A 24,213-nucleotide genomic window follows, 5' to 3' on the forward strand; every position below is an offset into this window, starting at 1 on the left:
TCCTCAGGAATGGTTACGCGCCGTGGTCCGCGCCTGCATCGAAAAAACGAATTACCCCATTCCTGAAGAATTGTGTGCGTCAAGCCACTCTGGGTGAACTGTTACTCGAGCCAAGGCCAAAGGCAAGGCACAAGGAGCGGCCAATAATGGCTGGGTGATCCGGCTCTAAGAATGGCATGTATCTTGTTCAACGATATTCGGCTATATGACAGGCAATAAAAAACCCCGCAGTGCGGGGTTTTTTGCTATTCGGCGGTGCTTAAACAATGGCGGCGATGGCGTCACACAAGGCGTCTATGTTCGACTTGGTAATACCGGCCACGCTAATGCGGCCAGAGCCAACAATGTAGATGCCAAACTCGTTTTTCAGTCGCTCAACCTGTTCTTTGTTGAGGCCGGAAAACGAGAACATGCCGTTTTGGCGGGCAATAAAGCTGAAATCTTTATTGACACCGCGGCTGGCCAGCTTTTCCACGAACAGGGTACGCATTTCCTGAATGCGGTCGCGCATTTCGGCCAGTTCTACCAACCAGTCGGCATACAGCTCTTTGTCTTCGGCAATCATGGCGATGACGTTGGCACCGTGAGCCGGTGGGTTGGAGTAGATGGCGCGAATAATGCCTTTAACCTGGCTGAACGAGGTGTTGGCGGTGTCGGCGTCTTTGGCTACCAGGGTGAAGGCACCCACGCGCTCGTTATACATACCGAAGTTTTTGGAGAAAGAGCTGGCAATCAGCAGCTCTACGTTATGTTCGGCAAACACGCGCAGGCCGTAGGCGTCTTCGTCTATGCCCTGACCAAAGCCCTGATAGGCAAAGTCAAACAGCGGCAACCAGCCTTTATCGGCAGCCAGTTTGGCCAGCTGTTCCCACTGGGCCGGAGTTGGATCGATACCGGTAGGGTTGTGACAGCAGCCGTGCAGCAATACTACATCACCAGCCTTGGCTTGTGCCAGGTCTGCCAGCATGGCGTCAAAGTCCAGGTCTTTGGTGTCGGCGTTATAATAGCCGTACTCTTTCACATCCAGACCTGAGGCGCTGAACACGGCTCTGTGGTTGGCCCAAGTAGGGTTGGAGATCCAGATGGTGTTGGTGTCTAGCTGGCGGGCAATAAACTCGCCGGCAATGCGCAGGGCACCGGTGCCGCCTGGTGATTGTGCAGTACGTGCACGTTGCTCGGCGATAATGGAGGCGTTTTCACCAAACAGTAGTTTTTGTACCACGCTGGCATAAGCTGCCACGCCTTCGATGCTCAGGTAGTTTTTGGTGGTTTGCTCTTCTACCAAACGGGCTTCGGCTTTTTTAACGCAGCGCAGAACAGGAGTTTGGCCTGCTTCATCTTTATAGATGCCTACACCCAGGTTGATTTTATCGGTACGAGGATCGTTACGAAAAGTGTCAGTCAGGCCCAAAATAGGGTCGGCCGGTGCAGCGGTGACTTTCTCAAACATAATACTATTCAATCCTTGTAGTTAATGATGTTAGGTGACGACCAATAGTGTTAGGCGACACCTATTTATATCATTTGCGCCGCCATTAAAAAACGGCTTTTAACATTCTTACTGGCCCGACCTTTTGCTGGTAGGGCGCACCAGACGGCTTGGCGCCTTATGTTTTTGGTTGATAAGGGTAAATATGCAGTCGTGGAATCAAGGGCTCATCGGTAATGGAAGCCGCGCGGCGTTTACGTACTTTTTCTGGCGGGTAGTTGCCCAGTGCGGTAATGGCGGGCAGCTCATCCTGGCAGAGCAGCAGGGGCAGGTGGGCCTTTACTTGTTGCTGGCGCGGGGTGAGCTCTTCACGCCAGCGAACGTTTGCCATGGGATGGGTTTTTACCGGGCGGCGCAAGCGCAGTTCAACGCTGGCAGGCAGACGTTTTACGTCATAAATTTCCCGGTCTACGCATCGTAGCCAGGTTTGGGCATCGGTCAGGGCCGGCGGCGACAGGCGGGCTGCGGTCAGTTGCTGGATCAGAGTTTCCTTATCGACTTTTTGAATGATCTGCTTGTTGGCCCAGGTGAAGCCCAGCCGAGATACCGCATGGGGCAACAGCACCAAATGACGATACACCTGCAAGGTGATCAGGCCGGGCAGGGTGTTGTGTACCAGGGTAAACTTTTGATCTCGGTTGCCCGCTTCCTGTACCTGTGTTTTGAATTGTGTCTTTAGCGCATTTATTCGCTCGAGAAGGGCTTCTAGTTCCGGCTTGCTGGCGGCTGGCAACACCAGGTAGCCGGGCAGGCGAAAGCTGGCTTTAGCCGAACAGTTGGCTTGAATAAACCATTGCCGAAAACCGGCCAACGCCGCCGTGATTGCCTCGTCACCATCCAGGCGAGTAACGCTGATATGGGATACCGGGTCGTGCTCGTCGCCGGTCGCCACCGGCGGCAGCGAAAAACAGCCCGCATGTACTGGAGTGGTGTTGGCTGTATCGCCCACCAGCTGGGTTAACTCGGCCATGGCGAGTTCAAGTTCGGTAAAGGTATGGGTTAAGCGAGCTGCCAGTGTAAACATATTATTATGCCAACATACAATGTTTGTTGATTAATCTAGCAGTCAGACCAAACAACAGCAAGTCGATTCAGTCTAGCGGGTTATAAAAATACAAAGACAGCGTTAATGCTTTCGCGGGTCGCTCCCGTAACGCTTTGCCATCATCAATATGCCATCACTTCGCCGACAATTTTCAACCCTACAACGTCACCGGGGGCATAGGTGTGGGCACCGCTAACACGCATCTGTATGTCTTGTGCGCCAAACCGGGCATCGGTTTTTATATGCACCAGCGCATTGTGCCCATAATAAATGGTCTTCACTACATGACCGGTCAGTTGTTGTTCGGCCGGTGCACCGGGCACAAATTGTTCGGGGCGGATCATGATGGTGGCCGAGGTGCTATCCAACGGGCAGCCTGGCGCCAAAGGCAAGGGGCCAAAGCAGCTGTGCGCATGGCCATTGTCTATTGTTGCCGTCAGGGTCACGGCCTCACCCACAAAACGGGCCACCTGGATGTCGGCGGGGTATTTATACAAAGACACAGGATCGGCAATTTGCACGCACCGCCCCCGGCGCATCACGGCCACTCTGTCTGCCATCGACAGCGCCTCTTCCTGATCGTGGGTGACCAAAATGGCGGTAGTGCCAATCTGGTTCAAGGTGGCGGTGACTTCTTCTCGCAGCGCCATTCTCAAGCCGGCATCCAGGGCAGAAAAGGGTTCGTCGAGTAACACCAGTGACGGTGCCGGTGCAAGCGCGCGCGCCAGTGCCACTCGCTGCTGCTGGCCGCCAGACAGCTCGTGGGGCAGTCGCTTGCCCAGACCGGCCATGCCCACCAATTGCAGCATCTCGGCCACCCGTTGGGCTTTTTGCTCTTTATAAGGCTGGCCTGAACCACTCAAGCCAAAGGCGATGTTTTTCTCCACGCTCAAATGCGGAAACAACACCCCGTGCTGAGGCACATAACCAATTTTTCTCTGTTCGGGCTTGATGTTGGTCTTGCCGTTGAACACGGTGTGGCCATCAATGGTAATGCTGCCCGCGTCCGGGGTTTCAAAGCCGGCAATCGAGCGCAACAAGGTCGTTTTACCACAGCCAGAGGGCCCCAATACCGCCAGCATGCTGCCTTCTTCCAGCTCCAGGCTGACATTGTGCAGGGCATGTACGTCGGCAAACTGCTTAGACACGTGCTGGATGATTAACTTTTTCATAGTCTGCCTTTTCTGCTGTAAGAGGGAGTGCTGGCTGTTTACTGCCTTGGGTAAAGGAGCGCATGGTCAAAAGATAAACCGGAAGGCCGGAGACCAGTATCAGTAAGGCGGCATAGGGGGCAGAGGCACCAAATTCGGCATTGGCGGTATGCTCCCACACCTTGGTGGCCAGGGTATCGACGCCCGTGGGGCGAAGTAACAGGGTGGCGGTCAGCTCTTTCATGATCTGCAAGAACACCAACGCCAGTCCCGCGCCCACGCCGGGTGCGATCAGGGGTAGGGTAATACGAACGAAGACACTGAATGACCCCTTGCCCAGCGAACGGGCCATTTCTTCAAGCTGTTGCGATACCTGCATCAATGCCGCGCGAATAGACGACTGGGCCAGTGGTAAATACAGCATGGTGTAGCTAATCAGCAGCAGCAGCGTGGTTTGATAAAACGGATAGGCATAGCGAATGGCAAAAAACACCAGCGTCAAACCAATCACCAACCCGGGCAGGCTGTGAATAAAGTAAGGCAGTCGTTCAGCCAGTGTGGCCAGTTTACCCTGGTAGCGCACCGCCAAAAATACCAGCGGCAGTGCAAATACAATGGCCAGCACGGCGCCCCCCAGGCCAAAGCTCAGAGTGGTCGTCAAGGCGGTAAACACGTCATGAACATGCACGACGCTGGAAGTACCGGTGAACAACCAATAGCCGATAATGCCCAGCGGCACGCCGGCTGCCAGCACCGTCAGTACCAGCAGTCCGGCAATGGCCAATGGCTTGCTCCTCCCCAGGGCAATGTTTTCCAGCATGCCGGGGCTACCTTTGCGCGAAATGGCGTATTTGGCTTTACCGCGGATCAGTAACTCCAGAGCCAGCAGCCCCAGGCACAGCAGCAATAATACCAGGGTCAGCATGGCGGCCGAGGCGCCGTCGAATGCCACGTAATATTGGTCGAAAATGGCGGTGGTAAAGGTTTCGTAGTTCAAAAAAGACAGGGCGCCAAACTCGGCCAACATATGCAGGGCAATCAGCACGGCACCGCCAAACAGTGATGGGCGCAGCTGGGGAAAAATCACCTTGAAAAAGGTCTGGGTACGATTAAAACCCAGCGAACGGGAGGTTTCTTCCAGTGCCGGATCCATACCGCGCAGGGCGGCGGCCACGGGGAGATGCACCAGTGGATAGTTGCACAGGGTCAGCACCAGAATGGCGCCGCCAAAGCCTTCTAGCCCCGGAAAAATGGAAATCCAGCTGTAACTGCTGATAAATGCCGGTACGGCAAAGGGCAGGGTGAGCAGCGCATTCCACAGTTTGCGTCTGGGCAGATCGGTACGTTCAACCAACCAGGCGGTGGTTACGCCGATCAGGCTACTGAGCAGGGTGACCACCATGACCAGTTTCAGCGTATTCAGTAGCAGGTCATAGACGCGGGAGCGGAACACAAGACCCAGGGCATGCTCTAGGCCGGCTTCGTGTGCTCGCAAGGCGATATACAACAGCGGCAGACCGGTAAGCAACACCAACAAGGTAACCGGCAACAGCAGGCCGAGCGGAATGGCAGTGGTACGTTTTTTATGGGCAACTTGACGACACATTACGGGTCTCGATTCTTTTGTTCATTCTTGTCAATAAAACGTGAGGGGTGGTGTGTCGGGGAGTAAACACACCAGGCCTCACTTTTCACTGTTTTCAACCCACGGCCAAACGGCCGGAGGCGTCTGGCGACGTCCCCGGCCGTATCCTTGCAGGGCGAGGGAGCAGCTTATAGCAGGCCGACTTCTTGCAGCAGATCGATGGCGGCTTTTCCGTCGCTGTATTCACCCAAATCCAGGGTACCGTTGGGCGGCGTCAATTCCGAAAACGACTTCAGGCCGTTGGTGTCTACATTCGGGTTCAGCGGATATTGAGCGCTTTTATCGGTCAGAATCTTCTGGCCTTCTTCACCGGTGGCAAAGGCCATAAACTGCTGTGCTTCGTCCAGGTTTTTGCTCGACGCCAGAATAGCCGCACCGGATACCGTCACCAGATCGCCTAGGTCGTGGGTGCCCATAAAATACAGACTCGAGTTCAGGTTATCGGCGCCTTTTTCCCGGGCCATGCTGTCCCAGTAGTAGTTGTTAATCAGGGCAAACGGAATGTCACCGCGCTCAACCGCATCCAGTGCCGCCTTGTTGTGGCGGTAGACCTTGCCGTTTCTGCTCAGCCCTTCCAACCAGGTCTTGGCTTTTTCTCTGCCTTCCAGCTTGATCATGGCGGACAGCTGCTTTTGAAAGGCACCGCTGGTTTTAACGAAGGCAAACTGATCTTTCCACTTAGTGTCAACCAGATCATGTACCGAGGTGGGCAGCTGTTGTGGGCTGATTTTGTCCTTGTTATAGGCAATGACCCGAGAGCGGGCCAGCAAGCCGACCCAGTAACCATTCTGATCACGGTATTCGGCGGGAATATTCTGCAGCGCCTTGGCATCAATGGGGGCCAGCAGGCCTTTATTGGCCAGCATGATCAAGGGCGTGGATTCTTCGGTATAAATAATATCGGCTGGCGAGCGCTTGCCTTCTTCTACAACCTGGTGCGCCAGCTCGTTACTCGATCCCTGGCGTGTTTCCACCTCGATATTGGTCTTGGCGGTAAAGGCATCAATCAGTGCCATGGTCGCCGTTTTGTGCTGGCCATTATAAATGGTTAACGCCGCATTCGCAGTGAGCGGGCTGAACAGCATCATGGTCGTTAAGGCAATGGCGCTGATTTTAGAGCCAGCTTTGGATACGCGCTGGGCAGCATTCGGCATGATAAACATCCTTTCTCTTTTTTATAGATACAAGTTATGGGTAAAAGGCGCAGGTAAACGTGCCACTGGGTCGCAGGGCAATTGCGCGGGGGCACGGTAGCTATAGTTAGTATTTTTGACAATGCAAATAGTTCTCAATCGTCATGAAATTTATCATACAGCCGACTCATGTCAAGCAATAAGCGGACGTTGGCAGTTAGCACGTTGTTTTGTAGCCAAACGATAGGGGGTCTGTTTTTGGTGGTGGTGTTGGTTGTACTTAGGTTAAAGCCCTGAAAATCTGGGATTAAAAGCAGATGATCAATGAAGGTTAATTGCCTTTATTTAACATAATTTTACTGGTGGCGCAGTGGTGAGTTATACAAAAATGTGCCCTGCATCGTCAGGAGGAATACTTTGCAGGCGCGCCTATTGATTTGCGTGGTGGGGACCTTGTCAAGATACCGGGGCAAGCCCGGTAAGGCGGCAAGCGATAACGTCTACACGAAACGGTGTTTTGGTCTGTATCGCTTACCGATTATGGCTTGCCGCCGTGTTTAGTGGCGTTGTTGCAGCTTGGCGATCACGTCGCTTAACTGCAGGCCTTCTTGTTGCAGCAGCACCGTCAGGTGATACAGCAAGTCGGCCGACTCGTTCACCAACTCGTCATGATCATGCACGGTGGCGGCGAGGGCGGTTTCTACCCCTTCTTCACCCACCTTTTGTGCGATGCGCTTGGTACCGCTGGCATACAGGCTGGCGGTATAGCTGGACGTGGGATCGGCCCCCTTGCGGCTGGCTATCACTTGCTCAAGTTCAGACAAAAACGCCAGATCGGGCAAGGTTTGCTGGTTAAAGCAAGACACATGACCCAAATGGCAGGTAGGGCCGATGGGCTCGACCAGTGCCAGCAGGGTGTCGTTGTCGCAGTCGGTGCTGATGTCGATGAGCTGTAAAAAATGACCCGAGCTTTCGCCCTTGGTCCACAGGCGGTTTTTGGTGCGGCTGAAAAACGTGACCTTCTTGCTTTCCAGCGTCTGGGCGAGGGCGTCCTGATTCATGTAGCCCAGCATCAGCACGCGGCCGCTGTGGCAGTCTTGCACGACGACCGGCATCAGGCCGTCGACTTTTTCCCAATCCAGCTGCGCTGGCGTAAACTTGCTGCTATCAGTCACGAATAACGATTCCTTCTTGTCTTAAATACTGCTTCAGCTCACCAATATCGATGATGCCTTTGTGAAATACCGACGCGGCCAGCGCGCCGTCAACATCGGCCTGCAAAAAGGCATCTTTAAAGTGCGACATTTCACCGGCACCGCCCGAGGCAATCAGGGGCACATGGCACATGGCGCGCACTTTTTGCAGTTGCTCAAGATCGTATCCCTGGCGAACGCCGTCCTGATTCATCACGTTCAGCACGATTTCACCGGCACCGCGGCGCTGCACTTCTTCAACCCAGTCCAGGGTGCTCCACTTGGTGACCTGGGTGCGGCTTTCGTCACCGGTAAACTGGTGCACCTGATAGGTGCCGGTGGCGTCGTCAAAGTAGGAGTCGATACCCACCACGATGCACTGCACGCCAAAGGTGTCGGCCAGCTCGGTGATCAGCGCCGGATTGCTGAGCGCAGGAGAGTTGATCGAGATCTTGTCGGCGCCAAACTCCAGAATCTGTGCCGCATCGGCGATGGATTTGATACCACCGGCCACACAGAAGGGAATATCGATCACCTCGGCCACGCGGCTGACCCAGCTTTTGTCGACCACGCGGTCCTGGCTGCTGGCGGTAATATCATAAAATACCAGCTCGTCGGCCCCTTCGGCGGCGTAGCGTTGTGCCAGCGGCACTATATCGCCGATAATTTCGTGGTTACGAAACTTGACGCCCTTGACCACCAGGCCATCCTTGACGTCCAAACACGGAATTATGCGTCTTGCCAGCATGAAATTGCCTCCGCCACGGTGAATTTACCTTCCAGCAAAGAGCGACCCAGGATCACCCCCGCCACGCCGGTATTTTTAAGTGCTTCTACGTCACCGATATTGCCGATGCCACCGGAGGCCTGCCATAAAATGGTGGGGTAACGCGCCGCCAGCTCACGATACAGGGCGACGTTTGAGCCAGTAAGAGTGCCGTCTTTGGAAATGTCGGTACACAATACATGACACAGGCCCGCCGGCAGGTAATGTTCGAGCAGGGCTTCGATGGTGATGCCGCTGTCTTCTTGCCAACCGGCAATGGCAATTTTCTTTTCGCCGTCGGCGGTGATGTTGATGTCCAGCGCCAGTACGATACGGTCGGGGCCGTACTGCTTGATCCAGCTGGTGACCAGCTCGGGTTGCTTGACCGCGGTGGAGCCAATCACTACCCGCTGGGCACCAATGTCGAGCAGATCTTTTACGTCTTGCTCGCGACGAATGCCGCCGCCAATCTGCACCGGTACCGGGGTGTTTTCAATCAGTTGCTTTATCACTTCAAGCTGGCGCTGGCTGCTGTCTTTGGCGCCGTCCAGATCCACCAGGTGCAGCTGAGTCGCGCCTTCGGCCACATAAAGGTCGAACCGCTCTTGCGGTGAGGCACTATATTCGGTTTTTTGCTGGTAGTCGCCCTGATACAGGCGTACTACCTTTCCACCAATCAGGTCTATGGCAGGAATAATCATGTGTTACAGCTCCAGAAAGTTTTTCAGCAGTTGGGCACCGGCAGCCCCCGAGCGTTCGGGGTGAAACTGCACGCCAAAGAAGTTTGCCTGGGCAATGGCGGCACTGAAGGCCGGGCCATGCTGACAGCTGGCCAGGGTATAATCGCCCACCGGCACCGCATAGGAGTGCACGAAATAGAAGAAGCTGCCCTCGGGAATGTCGTTAAACAGCGGATGACCGGGCATGGGGGTCACCTGATTCCAGCCCATGTGCGGCAAACGCACGCCTTCGCTGCCTTCCATGTGGTCACAATCGGCGGCTATCAGCCCCAGACAATCAACGTCGCCTTCTGCCGAGTGCTGCACCAGCATTTGCATGCCCAGACAAATCCCCAGTACGGGCTGATGTAACTGACCGATAAGTTCAATCAGATTACGCTCGGCCAGGTTTTTCATGGCCTCGCGGGCGGTGCCCACGCCGGGCAGCAGCAGTTTGTCGGCGGCCAGCAGTGTCTCGTGATCCTTGCTGACGGTCACGCTGTAGCCCAGCCGTTCTATGGCGTAGCGCACCGACGACAGATTGGCACAGCCGGTGTCGATAATAACGACCTTGATGGCTTGGTTGTTGCTGACTTGGCTCACAAGACCCCCTTGCTGGAAGGCAGTTCATTGCCTTCCACTTTTAACGCCTGGCGCAGGGCGCGACCAAAGCTCTTGAAGGTGCTTTCCACCATGTGGTGGGTGTTATCGCCGGTCACCTTGAGGTGAATATTGGCGGCCAGGCTGTCGCTTAAGCTACGGAAGAAGTGAGGCACCATTTCGACCGACATATCGCCGACCTTGTCCTGACGAAACTCGCCTTCAAACTTCATATAAGGACGGCCGGACAAGTCCAGGGTGACCGCCGCTTCGCATTCGTCCATGGGCAGTACAAACCCGAACCGACCGATGCCGCGCTTGTTGCCCAGGGCCTTGCGCAGGGCTTCGCCCAGCGCCAGGGCGGTATCTTCCACCGTATGGTGATCGTCTATGTGCAGATCACCGTCAACCTGCACGTTAAGCTGAAATCCGCCGTGGGTGGCAATTTGGTCCAGCATGTGGTCAAAAAAGTTCAGGCCGGTGTGGATCTGGCTGCCACCCTGGGTATCGAGATCCAGCGACAAACGAATGTCGGTCTCTTTGGTGGTACGTGTGACGGCGGCAGTGCGGCCTCGCCCCAGCAGTCGGGACACTATTTGCGGCCAGCCCAGTTTTACCTCGCCCACGTCACCGTGGCCATAGTGCAGGCCGGGCAGCCCCATGTTCTCGGCCAGCTGCATGTCGGTTTGGCGATCGCCTATCACCCAGGAGTCGGTAAAGTCGATGCGGCCCGCCTGCAGGTAGTCTTTTACCAGGCCCAGGCGCGGTTTGCGGCAGGCACAGTCGTCTTCCTGAAAGTGCGGGCAGACCAACACGTCCTGAAACTGTACCCCTTGGGAGGTCAGGATCTGCATCATCAGATTGTGAGGGGCATCAAAGTCTGCCTGAGGGAAGCTGTCGGTACCCAGGCCATCCTGATTGGTGACCATTACCAGCTTGTAGCCGGCATCCTGTAATGTCAGCAGCGCCGGGATCATGCCGGGTAAAAATGCCAGCTTGTCGAGGCGGTCCAGCTGTTTGTCAATCGCCGGCTCTTCTACCATGGTGCCGTCGCGGTCGATAAATAAAATACGTTCCTTAGTCACTTATTGCTCCTGTTGCAGTACGTCGAGTACCGCGTCCATCTCGGTCTGAGTGCCGATGGTGATCCGAATGCAGTCTGCCAGACCGGGTCTGCTGGCAAAGTCCCGCAATATAATACCGGCCTTGGCCATGCGTGCAAACAAGGCCGCGCCCTGACTGAAACGCACCAGTAAATAGTTGCCGTTGGGGGCAAACACCTCTTGAACCTGCGGATGCTGGTGCAATTGCTTGGCCAGGGATGCCTTCAACCGGTTAATATCGGCGACGCGCGCCCGCATGGTGGCAAGCCCATTCTCACTTAACGCCTGAGCGGCAATTTGTGCTACCGGCTCAGGGATAGGGTAGGGGGCAATGACTTTAAGCAGTAAACCGATCACTTCCGGGTTGGCCAGGGTAAAGCCACAGCGCAAACCGGCCAGGCCAAAGGCTTTGGACAGGGTACGGATCAACACCAGTTGCGGGTAGTCGGCCAGTAAACCGGCCTGGCTGAACTCGGGGCAAAACTCGATGTAGGCTTCGTCAACCACCACCAGGGCGCGCCCTTCGGCGGCATCCAGCAAACGGCATAACCCTTTACTGTCGACCAGATCGCCGGTGGGGTTGTTGGGCGAGCATAAAAACACGATTTTTGTGTTATCAAGCTTGGCAATAATGCCGTCGAAGTCGGGCTGGCGCTGTGAGTCGAGCGGCACATCGATAATGCCCACGCCGTTGGTTTCGGCACTAATGGCATACATGCCGTAGGTGGGCGAGCAGATGACGATATTGTCTTGCCCGGGCTCGCAAAAAGTACGAATGAGCAACTCTATGCCTTCGTCACCGCCACGGCTCACCAATATGTGTTCGGGGCTCACGCCGGCGTAGGCGGCATAGGCATGCACGACCTGAGGGGGCTGGCACTCGGGGTAACGGTTAAGGCGCGAACAGTCCAGCTGATACTCGCCGCTGTCGGCGGCCTCGTTGGCATTCAGCCAGATGTGCCCCTGGCCACCAATGCGTCGAGCCGACTGGTAAGGCGTAAGCCCTTGTACTTGCTGACGAGCTAACTGTGTAAGACTCATGCTTGCTTCTCCAGTTTGGCAAGCCGCAGGCTTACCGCGTTTTTATGGGCATCCAGGGTTTCTGTGGCCGCCAGTAATTCAACCGCCGGACCGATGGCTTGCAGGCCGGCCGGGGTCAGCTCCTGCACGGTAAAACGGCGCTGGTAATCGGCAATCCCCAGGCTGGAATAGGTACGAGAATAGCCATAGGTCGGCAGGGTGTGATTGGTCCCACTGGCGTAATCGCCCACCGACTCCGGGGTCCAGGCACCGAGGAAGACCGAACCGGCATTTTTCAGCCTGGGCAGCAAGCCGCGGGCATCGCTGGTTTGTACGATCAAATGCTCGGGAGCATAGGCGTTGGAAATGGCTGCCGCCTGCTCCAGATCGGTACAAATAAAGGTGCGGCTTTCGGCCAGTGCCTGGCTGGCAATCTCGGCACGGGATAATTGTGCGAGTTGTTGCTCAAGGGCAATGTTGACCCGCTCGGCCAGTGCCTGGCTGGGGGTGACCAGAATCACCTGTGAGTCGGGGCCGTGTTCGGCCTGAGACAGCAGATCGGAAGCAATAAAGTCGGCATCGGCGTGTTCGTCGCGTCGGATGAGACCTGGCGCTTGGCTTCGGTCACCCAGGTGTTGCCCGGGCCGAATATCTTGTCCACCTTGGTTACGGTGTCACTGCCATAGGCCATGGCGGCTACGGCTTGGGCGCCGCCCAGGGTGTAGATGGCATCCACGCCACAACGACGAGCGGTATAGATAATGGCGTCGTTGATGGGCGGCGGCGAGCACAGCACCACGCGCTCGCAACCGGCCAGCCGTGCCGGTATGGCCAGCATCATCACGGTAGACACCAGTGGGGCACTGCCACCGGGGACATACAAACCGACGCTTTCAATGGGTTGAAAGTGCAGCTCGCAGCGTACGCCCGGGCTGGTTTCCTGCACGATGGGCGTCGGTAGTTGGGCGCGGTGAAAGCGGTCAATATTGGTGATGGCCAGTTCAATGGCGGCTTTCAGCTCGTCACTGACGCGGCTGGCGGCATCGTCAATTTCCCGAGCGGATAATTGCAGCGTGCTGCGCTCGGCCTTGTCCAGGGTGCGGGTCAGTTCGATCAGCGCGGCATCGCCGCCGCTGCGCACCCTGGCAATAATGTCCGCTACCAGACCTTCCCGGCCACCTTGTGCCAGCGCCGGGCGGCGCAGTGCCGCCGTTTGCTCCGTCTTGCTTAACTGGTTCCAATCGAAAATATTCATGGTTTACTCCATCATCTTCTCGATGGGCAGCACCAGAATGGACGAGGCCCCCAGCTCTTTTAGGCCTTCCATGGTTTCCCAGAACATGTCTTCGCTGCTTACCATGTGAATGGCCACCTGATTGCTTTCGCCGGCCAACGACATGATGGTGGGGCGCTCGGCACCGGGCAGCAGATCGATCACTTCTTCCAGCCGTTCTTTGGGGGCGTGCAGCATGATGTATTTGCTTTCGCGAGCCTGTTGCAGACCCTGAATACGGGGCAGCAGACGGTCGATCACCGCTTGCTTGCTGGCAGCCAGGGGAGTAGCGCTTTGAATAAGCACCGCCTTGGAGCGGAAAATCACATCGGTTTCCACCAGGCCGTTGGCTTCCAGGGTGGCACCGGTAGACACCAGATCGCAAATGGCATCGGCCACGCCGGCACGGGGGGCGACTTCAACCGAGCCATTGAGCATGACGCTTTTGAATTTGACGCCCTGGCTATCCATGTAGCGCTTCAGCAACCAGGGGTAGGAGGTAGCAATTCGTTTGCCTTCCAGGCTGTTAACACCGGAGTAGTCGGCATCTTGTGATACCGCCAGCGACAGGCGGCAGCCGCCAAAGTCCAGACGCTTGAGCACGCTGTAATCGGCCGCTTCGCCTTGGGCTTGACGTTCCATCAGGGTTTCTTCCAGCACATTTTCGCCCACTACGCCGAGATCTACCACACCGTCCATGACCAGGCCTGGAATATCGTCATCACGCACCAACAACAAGTCGATTGGCATGTTTTCGGCGTGGGCAATCAGGCGTTGTTCGCGCAGATTGAGTTTGACGCCACAGCCTTTAAGCATGCGTTGACACTCTTTGCTGAGTCGGCCGGATTTTTGAATAGCGATGCGTAAACGAGTTTGATCCAATGTCATGTTGTGCGATTCCTTGTGTCACTTTGAAAATAAAAAATTGGCGTTAAAAATGAAAAAACCCCCGGAGCAAAGCTTCCGAGGGTTATATATTTGTCCTGCTGGAAGCCGCCAAGCGTTGAGCCTTCCAGAAAAAATCTGAAAGCCTAATCGGGATGATGATGGTGATGCTTGGCGTTTTGCAGGAAGTTCATAAATATTGTGGCCTGTCTCTCTAATCGGTCTGCGCCCACATTAGCAAGCCCACCCTGGTTTGCCAACCCCAGATCACAAGAAAGTTATCACGGCCATTATGATCAACATTGAGAATGCGGTGCTTGCTTACCGGCAGGCTAGTGAACTATAGGGGGAATGTTGTTTTTGGCAGTAAATATACATAATTATTCACAGTCGGCTGGAGTTATATCTCGTCATCCAGCCTGAACCCGGTCACCAATGTGAAGACAGCAAATGCCGGACCTTTTCTCGTTCTCATGCTCGCCGCTCTCACACAGAGCATGAGAGCGGCAAGGATGACTCAAACGTTTATCAGAGGAGGGCGCTTGTTTTAACACAGCGCGGTTTAGGGGGTTGTAATCTCGGCAAAAGACGAAATGCGATTCCCCGTGCGGCCGACGATTTGAAATACATCGGGGTAGAGTTGTCCAATAAAGGCGGCGTTGTCTACCTTGGCATCGGCAAATTCGCCCACGCCTTGCTGAGCCTGATGCGCAGATACGTTGATGGCCATGCCCAAGTCGATTTTATCGTCGGCGATGCTGTACAGGTTTTCAATGGATGCCTGAGTGGCAACATTGGTGAAATTCACGCTGGGCAGTTGTTTATTCCACAGTGTGGTTAATTCGCCTCCCAGAGGGTAATAGGTTCCCCCCTGGCTACCGGTACCAAAAATGAACTCCCGCTTCCCGTTCACCTCATCCAGTGAGGCTTCGGTCATGGTGACGGTCAACCCCTGCTCCTCATAAAATCGTTTGGCTCCCGGGTGAATGAGCAGGTTTTTGCCGCCGTTGAGCGCGTTTCTCAGGGTCAGAAATCGAGACTGGGCATGAGGCAGTTGTTCGGCCAGGGTGTACATGATTTTAGCCAGCTGATAACCCATTTCGTTATTAATGGTATGGGTATTGGCCATTAATACCGCATAGGCGGCCAGAGTGTGCACGTCTTCAGTTAGAAAGTTATAGCTGTCTTTGGTAATGGTGTAACGGTGATAATCAGTGTTTTCTTCTATCTGTGTCAGCACCGCGTCGGACAGGCTCAGCAGGGTCACATCGCCGGTGGCGGCCTGCAGGCTGTCTATGCCGCTGGTGGGTAATCCCAGAAATGCCATCGAAAGATCGATACTTCCTTCCTCGACCCCTTTCAATGCATCTTCAAAGCGCATTGAGTGGCCGTGGTAGTCGGTATCTTTGATCCCGTATGCATTCAGTATTAAATGCGAGACTTGCTGGGTCGTGCTGGAGATGGGCCCCAATGCAATATTGGCCTTGTTGTCTTGAGCATCACAACCGCTAAGCGCCGTTGCCAAGGTGATCGCGACGGCAAGCCGCCGTCTTGTTTTCACCCACATCGTTATCATCTATCAATATCCTTATTCGCCAGGCAGTCCGGCCATTTTACCGCGATATGCAGCCAATGACTAAGAGAATGCAGTTAAAGAAATACATAATGGCAAGTCAGGTATTTTATCTTTAACTGCTGCCTGGCCAACCCGGATCAAGACGAGATGTCTGATGCCGTGTCCTCACCCGAGAGGATATCGATGAGCTGGGTTATTGAATCTTGCTGTTGTTTGGCATACAGCGAAAACTCGCCTAATACCGCACAGCCCAGTGCCTGCTCGAAGGCCGTTTGATTGGCGTTTTCTCCATAGGCTTCATAGTGGCTGGACCCCAGGTTTGATTGAAAAATACCGGCGGCACTGACGGGAAGAAAATCTTCGTAGGTAATGGGCGTGGCACACACCCAGCCCTGTTGGATAAGGGGTTCCAGATCCTGGCTCATCACGATGTTGTGCAGTTGGGGGTTATGTAGCTCGACTTGCTGGCGCCCGGCATCGGTTAGCTGATAGCGAAAATAGCCCAGTTGCTGAACCCGAAGGCTGTGCTCATCGTCGGGAAATTGGGCAAACACCTCGGCGAGCTGGTGCTGATGTTCGGTATTGTTCTCGGCCGCAGGTGCCTGACGTGCACGATTGAGCAAGTCGTCATACAGGGCGCGACCCTTGGGGGTGAGCGCCATGCCTCTTTGCTCAATTTCGCCAAAGCGCGCGCTGTGGGTACCTGCCTGTGCATCGGTAAACATCACAGGTTCGTCCAGGGCTGTAAAACTGGTTTGTCGTAATAAAATAGGGCACTGGCGACGGGGCGGACCTTCAATAACGGCTTTCGGGGCAATGCCCATGGCCGGCATTTTTTGCTGGGCGGCGTCTATATCCAGAGTACGGGGCGTTAAATGGTTGATATGGGGCCCGGCAAAGCAGACGACGTCGGCAATCAGTGGATGAGCCTGGCGCAGCGCCTGATAACTGGCCAGGCTGACGGTGGCGTGACGATGCCAGCGAAAGGTCTCCAGTATTTCGCTAACAAACTGTCGTGCCTGGCCGGCACTCAAGCCACCTACCGCCTCGGCCTGACTGACCAGCAAGCGAGCCTTGGAGGTAAAAATATCGCGTTTGGCCAGAATGTCGGCGGCCTGCGCCCGCAAGTCATCATCGGCAATCAGCTCCAGCCTGAGCAGGGAGGTGAAAATACGAAACGGATTCTGTTGCAGCGACGTTTCATTTACGGGGCGAAAGGCCGTTGAGTGTACCGGCACCCCGGCGGATGACAGATCGTAATAGCTGACCGGCGCCATGCCCATAATGGCAAAAATGCGGCGCAGCATGTTCAACTCGGCGGCACTTCCTACCCGAATGGCCCCATGACGCTCGACACTCAGGCGGGTTTGTTCATTATTTGCAGCCAGTTGCTGTGCCAATTGGGCGTCGGCATCCAGAGTCTCGTGATTGACCTCGGCAACCAGCTTCATCAGGGTGGAGTACTGCGGCACTTCTTGCTGATACATGCGTGACATGGCATCAGAAAACAGAGTGCGAATATCGTCTGGAGACATAAATACATTCAGTGCCATAGGGTGACTGTCCTTCATTCAATAATGACAAGAAAGCGTGAAAACCAAGGGGTAACCAAGCCATGAGTAAATACCCTTTGCACCTTAGTCCCCTTCGCTCATTTCTACCACCCCGGGTGTTTAATGTCTGGCTACAGAGTGAGTTTGCACCGCAAAATGGCGCGTCACATTATCTATTGGCGCAGAGATATGCTAACTAAGGGCTATAACAAGAGCCAAATGGAAAGTGTTGATATGAGGAGTGATAGTGATGAGTGAAGTGTTCATTATTTTGGGACTCACCCTGATGGCGGGTATGGCCATGCCGCTGGGGGCGTTTGCCGGCAGCAAGCAACATGTGCGGCCCAACTGGCTGGAAGATGAGTTTCGTCACGGAGTGGCCGCCTTTGGTGGTGGTGCCTTGTTATCGGCGGTGGCCCTGGTGCTGGTGCCAGAGGGCACGTCCCAGCTATCGATCAGCAATGCCGTCTTGTGCTTTGGAGCGGGTGGAGTGGCCTTTATGGCACTGGATGTACTGCTCTATAAATTAAATACCCCGGCCAGCCAGTTGGCCGCCATGTTATCGGACTTTATTCCGGAATCGCTGGCGCTGGGCGCGACATTGGCCATTGGTGGTATCGGCAATGCCATCTTGCTGGCGGTATTGATGGCGTTGCAAAATATGCCGGAAGGATTTAATGCCTATCGTGAACTGGGGGAGTCGGGTCACTTCAAGGGTAAAAAAATCATTATAACGTTTGCCGTGATGGCCTTGCTGGGACCAGTGGCGGGCTTGTCCGGTTATGTTTGGCTGGCCGATTCGCCAGGGCTGGTCGCGGGCATCATGCTGTTTGCCGCCGGTGGCATTTTATATTCGGTGTTTCAGGACATAGCCCCGCAAGCGGTGCTGGACAAGCACTGGGCGCCGCCTTTGGGCGCCGTGTTGGGATTTGTGCTGGGAGTCGCAGGGCATATGATGACGGCGCACGGCTAGCAGAGGCAGTTGGATTGTTATTCAAGTAGCTATAACAGGTAGTCGACAAGCAGCCGGACCTTGTTTACCTCCCCCATTCGTTCCGGGTAGGCCAGATAATAGCCGTTGGCGCTGTTCAGTGAATGGCACCATGGAATGACAAGTTCTCCTTGTGCAAGCTCATATTCAATCAGGAAGCGCGGGAGCAGAGCGATACCGGTGCCTGCTATAGTGGCTCGGATCAGCATATGGAAGGTTTCAAAGAGGTTGCCTTGATAGCTGTGTTCCGTGGTCAGGCTCTGGGAAGCAAACCAGTCGTGCCACGCCCGGGGGCGAGTAGAAAGATGCATTAGTCGGTAACGAGTCAGGTCCATCGGTGATTCCATACCCTGGCCATTAAGCAGCGTCGGAGCGCAGGCGGGGACCACTTCTTCATCAAATAATCGATGGCATTCCAGGCCGGGCCAGCTACCGTGACCGTAAAAAAAAGCGATATCGATGCCTTCCTTGTCCAGATCGAAGGTGTCGACTTTCTCGCAGCAATTCAGGCTGATATTGGGGTAGCGGTCGAGAAAGCCGGTCAGTCTTGGTGCCAGCCAACGGGTACCGAACGTTGGCAGGGTCGCTATCTTGAGCACATCCAGATGATTGTTGTAGGACATGATGTATTGAGAGGACATTTCCAATTGAACCAGAATTTTGCGTACTTCACTGATATAAATGGTGCCTTCCGGGGTCAGACACAGAGAGCGCCGTACCCGCCGGAATAGCTTGCGATGGAGAAAGGATTCCAGCTGAGCCACCTGTTTGCTGACGGCACTTTGAGTAAGGCTGAGTTCATCTGCCGCACGGGTAAAGCTAAGATGCCTTGCGGCAGCTTCAAAACACTGTATGGCTGTAATAGAAGGTAGGTAGCGCATGAATCCGTTCATCGAAAGAGTTGGGGCATCATCATACCTGTGCCTTGATAGCTTGAGTATTGATTGAAGCCTGAGGAATAGAGATAGGGGAGTGAAATAGCAAGGCGTGGGAGAGGCTTCCCACGCCTTGCTATTGTTTAAACGGTAGCCAGTGCAGGTCGCTGGCGTTGTAGCCAATAGCAAGCTGCAATCAGCGCCAGACCCGAGCCAGAGCTGATTGCGCCGGGAATCACCATGGCCAGGCCAGCTGCAAGCATCATGACTCTTTCCTGTAGAGAGGAAGGACGAATGAAATAACCGATCAGAGCGCTGCTGATGGCCATCATGCCCAGCAGGGCTAATGCCAACGCCATGATCAGTTCCGGCAGGTTTACGTCCACCATCACTAGTATTGGGTTGTAGACGAACACATAAGGAATGATAAAGGCTCCTATAGCCAGCTTGACTGCGGTTACTCCGGTTTTCATCGGGTTTGCGCGGGCGATACCGGCACCGGCATAAGCAGCGAGACACACCGGTGGGGTAATATCTGCCACTATGCCGAAATAGAATACGAACAGGTGCACAGAAATGGGTGCCAGGCCAAACTCGTTGATCAACGCCGGTGCGGCTATGGTCGCCGTCACCACGTAGTTGGCGGTCGTCGGCAGCCCCATACCCAGTATGATACAGGCGACCATGGTAAAAATAAGCGCAAGGATCAGAGTGCCATCGGCCAAGTTAATGATACCGGCGGCAAACTTGGAGCCCAGGCCGGTCATGCCGACCACGCCGGCAATGATGCCGGCAGTGGCTACGGCGGCGATCACGGGCAAAGCCACTCGTGCGCCTTGTTCAAGTAGCGACAGTAAAGCCCTGGGTGACAGCCGAGTTTCCTTTTTTACCATGCTGACGATCAGCGCGGCAGCGATGCCAAGCAGTGCTGCTCGCTGGGCGGTAAAACCGACGAGTATGGTGCCGACCACCACCACCAAGGGAAGCAGCATATAACCCTGTCTCTTGAGCAGACCCAACTTGCTTGGCAGCTGATCTTTGGGAATTCCCAGAATGCCTTGCCTTTTGGCTTCGAAGTGAGCGCCAATAAAGATGCCACTGAAATAGAGAATGGCGGGAATAATGGCGGCCATCATGATTTCGGCATAAGACACGCCGATATACTCCACCATGATAAAGGCCGCAGCCCCCATCAGCGGCGGCATGATTTGCCCGCCAGTCGAGGCTGCGGCTTCGCTGGCAGCGGCAAATTCGGGTTTGAATCCGGCCTTTTTCATCATCGGAATGGTGAAAGAGCCGGAGGCGACGGTATTGCCGACCGAGCTGCCGGAAATCATGCCCTGAAAGGCACTGGCAATGACCGCGGCCTTGGCGCTACCACCGGTAAAGCGGCCGGTGCAGGCAAAGGCCAGATCATTGAAGAACTGACCTACGCCGGTACGGGTCAGTACTACGCCGAAGAACAGGAACAGGAAGATGAACTTGGCAGAAATCTGGATGGGAGTACCAAAGATACCACTTTCTCGGAACCACAGGCTGACCGAGACATCAGTCAGTTCAAAGCCGGGGTGAGACAGAATACGGGTCGGGATAAAGTTACCGAATAAGGCATAGGCGATGGCGAGTGAGGCCACGATAACAATGGGCATGCCCACGGTGCGTCGGGTTGCTTCCAGAACGAACAGCACGCCTAAAACCGACATAACCAAGTCAAAGGTCGAATAGCCGGTGACGCGTCCCTGCAGAATTTCGTTGAAAAACAGGATCTTGTAATAGGCGGTGAAAGTCGCGACGAAGGCGAGGATTACGTCGTACCAGACCACACCATTACGTTTGATGCCATGGCGACTGGCCGGATACAGCAAAAATATCATACCCAAGGCCAAGCCGAGGTGGACTGCGCCCTGCTTTTGGGTGGGGAGGGTGCCGAAGTATCCGGTGTAGAGGTGAAAGCTGGTCAAGGCGACGGCAAACAGGGTGACTACCCATCCCCAACGGCCAATGTTTTTTCTGAAGGCCGACTCTTTGTCGTATTTCTCGAGCAGTGCTTCAGGTGTTTGAGTGTTATCCATAGCAGATTTCCATTAACCAAATAAAAAGAGGCGGGCACGAATGCCCACCTCAATCCAGACCGGGATCGATTACTTTGTCTTGATGCTCTCGAAAGAAGAGACTTTATTGCTGGCGCGGCTGACGATCTGAACCACTTCCGGGTAGATCTGGCCGATAAAGGCGGCGTTATCGACCGGAGAACCTTCGAACTCAGCCTTGCCTTCTCGGGCGTTGCGGGCCGGAACGTGAACCGACATACCCAGATCCATCTTGCCGTCACGGATGCTGACCAGGTTTTCGATGGACGCACTGGTTTCCACGTTGGTGAAGTTGGCACCAGGGATATTGTTGTTCCAGGTAGTGGCAATTTCGCCACCCAGTGGGTAATAGGTACCGCCCTGGCTGCCGGTACCGAGGATAAACTCATGTTTGGCGGTGATGTCGCCGAGTTTAGCGACCGGCATATCCACGGTCAGCCCCTTGTCTTCATAAAAACGCTTGGCACCCGGGTGGATTTGAAGAGAATCACTACCATTGAGTGCGTGCTCAATGGTTAGAAACTTGGCCTGAGAATGGGTGATCTGGTCGGCCTGGTCGTACATGACCTTGGCCAGCTGATAGCCCATTTCTTCACTGATAGTATTGGTATTACCCATCATGACCGCGAAGGCGGCGATGGTCTGAACGTCATTTTCCAAGAATTTGTAGCTGTCTTTACTGATGATGAAGCGGCGATAGTCACTGTTTTTTTCGATTTTATCGACGACTTCGTCAGAGAGGCTCAACATCACCACGTCACCAGAAGAAGCTTGCAGGCTTTCGATGCTGCCAGCGGGCAACCCCATGATTCCGATGGACATATCGATATTGCCATCCTGCACGCCGTCCAGAGCATCACCAAAACGCTCCTGATAGGCGTTGAAATCGCCTTCTTCTATGCCGTAGGTACTTAATACCATGCGCGATACTTTCTGGGTGGTGCTGGCGGCGGGACCAATAGCAATATTGGCTTTGCTGCTACCGGCATCACAGCCGATCAGTGCGGTCGATAGGGTAAGGGTAGCGGCAGCGAGTAGTGTCTTTTTCATGGGTTCAATGTCCTTATCAGCCGAGCTCGTTGTCCATTTCATCGTCAATGTCAGCCGGTGGCTGTTGATGTCTGGCGTGCTTCGACCATGTGTTATCCAAAATGAAGGCGAAGGTTCTACTATTTCCTGACCAAGATCAAATAAAAACTAGCAACAGATGCATTCTTTTTTATCTTTATTTTTGGTGTTTTATATCAATGTGAATTAAAAAGGTAATATTTTAGATTGTTTTTGTGACTTGAGTTGGGTTTTTATATCTACCCTTGGTCGTGGCTATACGCTCTGTGTGGGAAAAGTGGTATAGCCATCTAACCAAGTCGCCTGTAAACAGTCATTAGGCAAATCGGTGACATGAGGAGGACAAAGATGGAGTGTGCCGCTCCAGCATATGTCCCTTTTCATGCCTGTTATGGCCTGTATCATTTCGCTCGAGTAATCGAGCATAATCCGAAACCGGGCTGGGCACTGGAGCGCCGACCTGGAATTAAATGGGATTGATGCCAGTAACAAGCGCCTGCAGAACCTGCTGGGCAGAGTCGTCCTGCAGTTTGGCGTAAAGAGTGAATTCGTCGATAACCGGGCAACCCAGAGCCTGCTCGAAAGCTGCCTGATTGGCATTTTGGGCATAGGCCTGATGCCCACCACCTCCCAGGTTGGACTGGAAAATACCGGCGGCGCTGACTGGCAGAAAGTCTTCATAAGTGATGGGCGTAGCCTGTACCAGACCGGCTTTTATCAGGGTCTCTAGCTCGCCAGGCGCGCCACCCAGTTTGGCCTGCTGGCGACCGGCTTCGGTCAGGTTATAGCGGAAATATCCCAATTCTTGGGTGCGCAAGCTGAGCTCATCGTCTGGAAAGTCGGCAAAAGCGCTCGTCAGTAGACGCTGATGAGTCTCATTATCGGTTTGAGCAGGAGCTTGTCGTGAACGGGTCAAAAGTTCGTCGTAGAGGGCGCGCCCCTTGGGAGTGAGCGCCATGCCTCGTTGCTCTATTTCGCCGAAACGAGCGGTATGGGAGTCCGCCTGTTCACCGGCAAAGTGAATTTCTTCTTCCAGGGCAGTAAAGCTGGTCTGGCGCAGCAATATGGGACAACGACGGCGGGGCGGGCCTTCGATCACCGCCTTGGGATTGATGTTGACGGTGGGCATCCGTAACTGAACGGTGTCTATGTCCAGTGTTCTTGGTGTCAGGTGATTGATATGCGGGCCGCGAAAGCAGACCACGTCGGCAATCAGACGATGAGCATCTTGCAGGGTATGATAGGTCGCGATATCGACAGTGGCGTGCTGATGCCAGCGAAAGGTCTCCAGTACTTCGGCAACAAACTCGTGGGCCTGTTTCGCGGTCAAGCCACCTTGAACTTCGGCTTGGGCGATTAGTTGTAGAGCCCTGTCGGTGAAGATATTGCGCTGGGAGAGTATCTCGGCTGCGCGTGCTCGTAGATCATCCTCTTCAATCAGTTCGAGACGCAGCAACGAGGTGAAAATACGAAATGGATTGCGCCGTAATGAAGCATCATCAACGGGGCGAAAAGCGGTGGAATGTACAGGTACTCCCGCTTCGGACAAATCGTAATAACTCACAGGGTGCATGCCCATGATGGCGAAGACCCGGCGTAACGTGCTGAGCTCGGCGGCAGTGCCCACCCGAATGGCTCCATGACGTTCCAGGCTGAGCCGTTCCAGTTCGCCGTTACTATCCAGTTGCTGCTGCAGGCTGGGTTCACTGGCCAGTGTCTGCTCATTAATTTCTGCCACCAGTTGCATCAGGGTGCCGTATTGCGGTACTTCCTGTTGATACATACGGGACATGGATGTGGAGAACAGGGTGCGAATATCGTCTGCTGGCAAGAAATGTTCGAGAGTCATGGTGGTAATGTCCTTTAACCAAATCAAGGTAATACCCAGAACCTTAATACCACTTCATGAGTCATGACAAACGGCAACTGCTCGCGAATCCATTCCAGAAAGGAATGGATGATGGTTGGGGTGAGTCAAATGTGTCGGCTACCGCCAGTTGCATAGATAGGGCTTTGCCACGTTGTCGGAGGCCATTGT

Annotated in this window: 19 protein-coding genes, 1 pseudogene and 1 other annotated feature; of the genes and pseudogenes, 1 reads left to right on the forward strand and 19 read right to left on the reverse strand. The window is 54.6% G+C overall.

All coding sequences use genetic code 11. From position 1 onward, the window contains the following. Nucleotides 1–259: 259 nt before the first annotated feature. From IEW52_RS04135 to hglS (IEW52_RS04205), 15 genes and pseudogenes are all read right to left on the reverse strand, one after another. The gene (locus tag IEW52_RS04135; protein ID WP_188628816.1) at nt 260–1,450 is read right to left on the reverse strand and encodes an amino acid aminotransferase; all 1,191 of its coding nucleotides are present in this window, start codon (nt 1,448–1,450) and stop codon (nt 260–262) included. Between the two features lie 157 nt (nt 1,451–1,607). Beyond that, nucleotides 1,608–2,513, reverse strand: a complete 906-nt coding sequence (gene tus, locus IEW52_RS04140) for a DNA replication terminus site-binding protein (protein ID WP_188628817.1) — start codon at nt 2,511–2,513, stop codon at nt 1,608–1,610. A gap of 143 nt (nt 2,514–2,656) precedes the next feature. Next, a complete protein-coding gene (locus IEW52_RS04145; RefSeq protein ID WP_188628818.1) occupies nt 2,657–3,706 on the reverse strand; it encodes an ABC transporter ATP-binding protein in 1,050 nt (349 codons plus the stop codon). After that, nucleotides 3,675–5,291: an ABC transporter permease gene (locus IEW52_RS04150; protein ID WP_188628819.1), complete on the reverse strand. Its 1,617-nt coding sequence runs from the start codon at nt 5,289–5,291 to the stop codon at nt 3,675–3,677. Before IEW52_RS04150 ends, IEW52_RS04145 begins: the two co-directional genes overlap by 32 nt. Nucleotides 5,292–5,458: 167 nt before the next feature. Continuing rightward, nucleotides 5,459–6,484 carry an extracellular solute-binding protein gene (locus tag IEW52_RS04155; protein ID WP_188628820.1) on the reverse strand — a complete coding sequence of 342 codons (1,026 nt, stop codon included), beginning with the start codon at nt 6,482–6,484 and terminating at the stop codon, nt 5,459–5,461. Between the two features lie 536 nt (nt 6,485–7,020). After that, nucleotides 7,021–7,638, reverse strand: a complete 618-nt coding sequence (gene hisIE / locus IEW52_RS04160) for a bifunctional phosphoribosyl-AMP cyclohydrolase/phosphoribosyl-ATP diphosphatase HisIE (protein WP_268236643.1) — start codon at nt 7,636–7,638, stop codon at nt 7,021–7,023. Then, a complete protein-coding gene (hisF, locus tag IEW52_RS04165; protein ID WP_188628821.1) occupies nt 7,631–8,404 on the reverse strand; it encodes an imidazole glycerol phosphate synthase subunit HisF in 774 nt (257 codons plus the stop codon). The genes hisIE and hisF overlap by 8 nt, the downstream gene beginning before the upstream one ends. Then, nucleotides 8,386–9,123: a 1-(5-phosphoribosyl)-5-[(5-phosphoribosylamino)methylideneamino]imidazole-4-carboxamide isomerase gene (hisA, locus tag IEW52_RS04170; protein WP_188628822.1), complete on the reverse strand. Its 738-nt coding sequence runs from the start codon at nt 9,121–9,123 to the stop codon at nt 8,386–8,388. Before hisA ends, hisF begins: the two co-directional genes overlap by 19 nt. A 3-nt stretch (nt 9,124–9,126) precedes the next feature. Continuing rightward, entirely contained in the window at nt 9,127–9,717 is a 591-nt protein-coding gene (gene hisH, locus IEW52_RS04175; protein WP_188628949.1) for an imidazole glycerol phosphate synthase subunit HisH, read from the reverse strand. 23 nt (nt 9,718–9,740) lie between these two features. Further along, nucleotides 9,741–10,826 carry a bifunctional histidinol-phosphatase/imidazoleglycerol-phosphate dehydratase HisB gene (hisB, locus tag IEW52_RS04180; RefSeq protein WP_188628823.1) on the reverse strand — a complete coding sequence of 362 codons (1,086 nt, stop codon included), beginning with the start codon at nt 10,824–10,826 and terminating at the stop codon, nt 9,741–9,743. After that, nucleotides 10,827–11,885 carry a histidinol-phosphate transaminase gene (gene hisC / locus IEW52_RS04185; RefSeq protein ID WP_188628824.1) on the reverse strand — a complete coding sequence of 353 codons (1,059 nt, stop codon included), beginning with the start codon at nt 11,883–11,885 and terminating at the stop codon, nt 10,827–10,829. It lies immediately after the preceding gene. Beyond that, nucleotides 11,882–13,119: pseudogene (hisD, locus tag IEW52_RS04190) on the reverse strand (histidinol dehydrogenase). The gene hisC and the pseudogene hisD overlap by 4 nt, the downstream one beginning before the upstream one ends. Before the next feature lie 3 nt (nt 13,120–13,122). Beyond that, the gene (gene hisG / locus IEW52_RS04195) at nt 13,123–14,019 is read right to left on the reverse strand and encodes an ATP phosphoribosyltransferase (RefSeq protein ID WP_229667795.1); all 897 of its coding nucleotides are present in this window, start codon (nt 14,017–14,019) and stop codon (nt 13,123–13,125) included. A 55-nt stretch (nt 14,020–14,074) separates the two neighbouring features. Next, nucleotides 14,075–14,193 (reverse strand) — a sequence feature (His leader region). A gap of 391 nt (nt 14,194–14,584) precedes the next feature. Then, entirely contained in the window at nt 14,585–15,598 is a 1,014-nt protein-coding gene (locus IEW52_RS04200; protein WP_229667784.1) for a TAXI family TRAP transporter solute-binding subunit, read from the reverse strand. Nucleotides 15,599–15,735: 137 nt separating this feature from the next. Next, nucleotides 15,736–17,151: a 2-oxoadipate dioxygenase/decarboxylase HglS gene (gene hglS / locus IEW52_RS04205; RefSeq protein ID WP_188628826.1), complete on the reverse strand. Its 1,416-nt coding sequence runs from the start codon at nt 17,149–17,151 to the stop codon at nt 15,736–15,738. Nucleotides 17,152–17,401: 250 nt separating this feature from the next. Here hglS (IEW52_RS04205) and IEW52_RS04210 point away from each other — a divergent pair, with 250 nt between their 5' ends. Then, nucleotides 17,402–18,124, forward strand: coding sequence for a ZIP family metal transporter (locus IEW52_RS04210; RefSeq protein WP_188628827.1), 723 nt, complete (start codon nt 17,402–17,404; stop codon nt 18,122–18,124). Nucleotides 18,125–18,153: 29 nt separating this feature from the next. Here the strand turns inward: IEW52_RS04210 and IEW52_RS04215 are convergent, their stop codons facing one another. The 4 genes from IEW52_RS04215 to hglS (IEW52_RS04230) form a co-directional block, all read right to left on the reverse strand. Further along, nucleotides 18,154–19,023: a LysR substrate-binding domain-containing protein gene (locus tag IEW52_RS04215; RefSeq protein WP_188628828.1), complete on the reverse strand. Its 870-nt coding sequence runs from the start codon at nt 19,021–19,023 to the stop codon at nt 18,154–18,156. Between the two features lie 137 nt (nt 19,024–19,160). Then, complete coding sequence (locus IEW52_RS04220) at nt 19,161–21,089, reverse strand: TRAP transporter permease (protein ID WP_188628829.1); 1,929 nt, start codon at nt 21,087–21,089, stop codon at nt 19,161–19,163. A 69-nt stretch (nt 21,090–21,158) separates the two neighbouring features. Continuing rightward, entirely contained in the window at nt 21,159–22,157 is a 999-nt protein-coding gene (locus IEW52_RS04225) for a TAXI family TRAP transporter solute-binding subunit (RefSeq protein ID WP_188628830.1), read from the reverse strand. Between the two features lie 484 nt (nt 22,158–22,641). After that, nucleotides 22,642–24,024 (reverse strand): 2-oxoadipate dioxygenase/decarboxylase HglS, encoded by a 1,383-nt coding sequence (gene hglS / locus IEW52_RS04230; protein ID WP_188628831.1) that lies wholly within the window; start codon nt 24,022–24,024, stop codon nt 22,642–22,644. Nucleotides 24,025–24,213: the final 189 nt, after the last annotated feature.

Source organism: Oceanisphaera marina (assembly GCF_014643915.1).
Lineage (GTDB): Bacteria > Pseudomonadota > Gammaproteobacteria > Enterobacterales > Aeromonadaceae > Oceanimonas > Oceanimonas marina.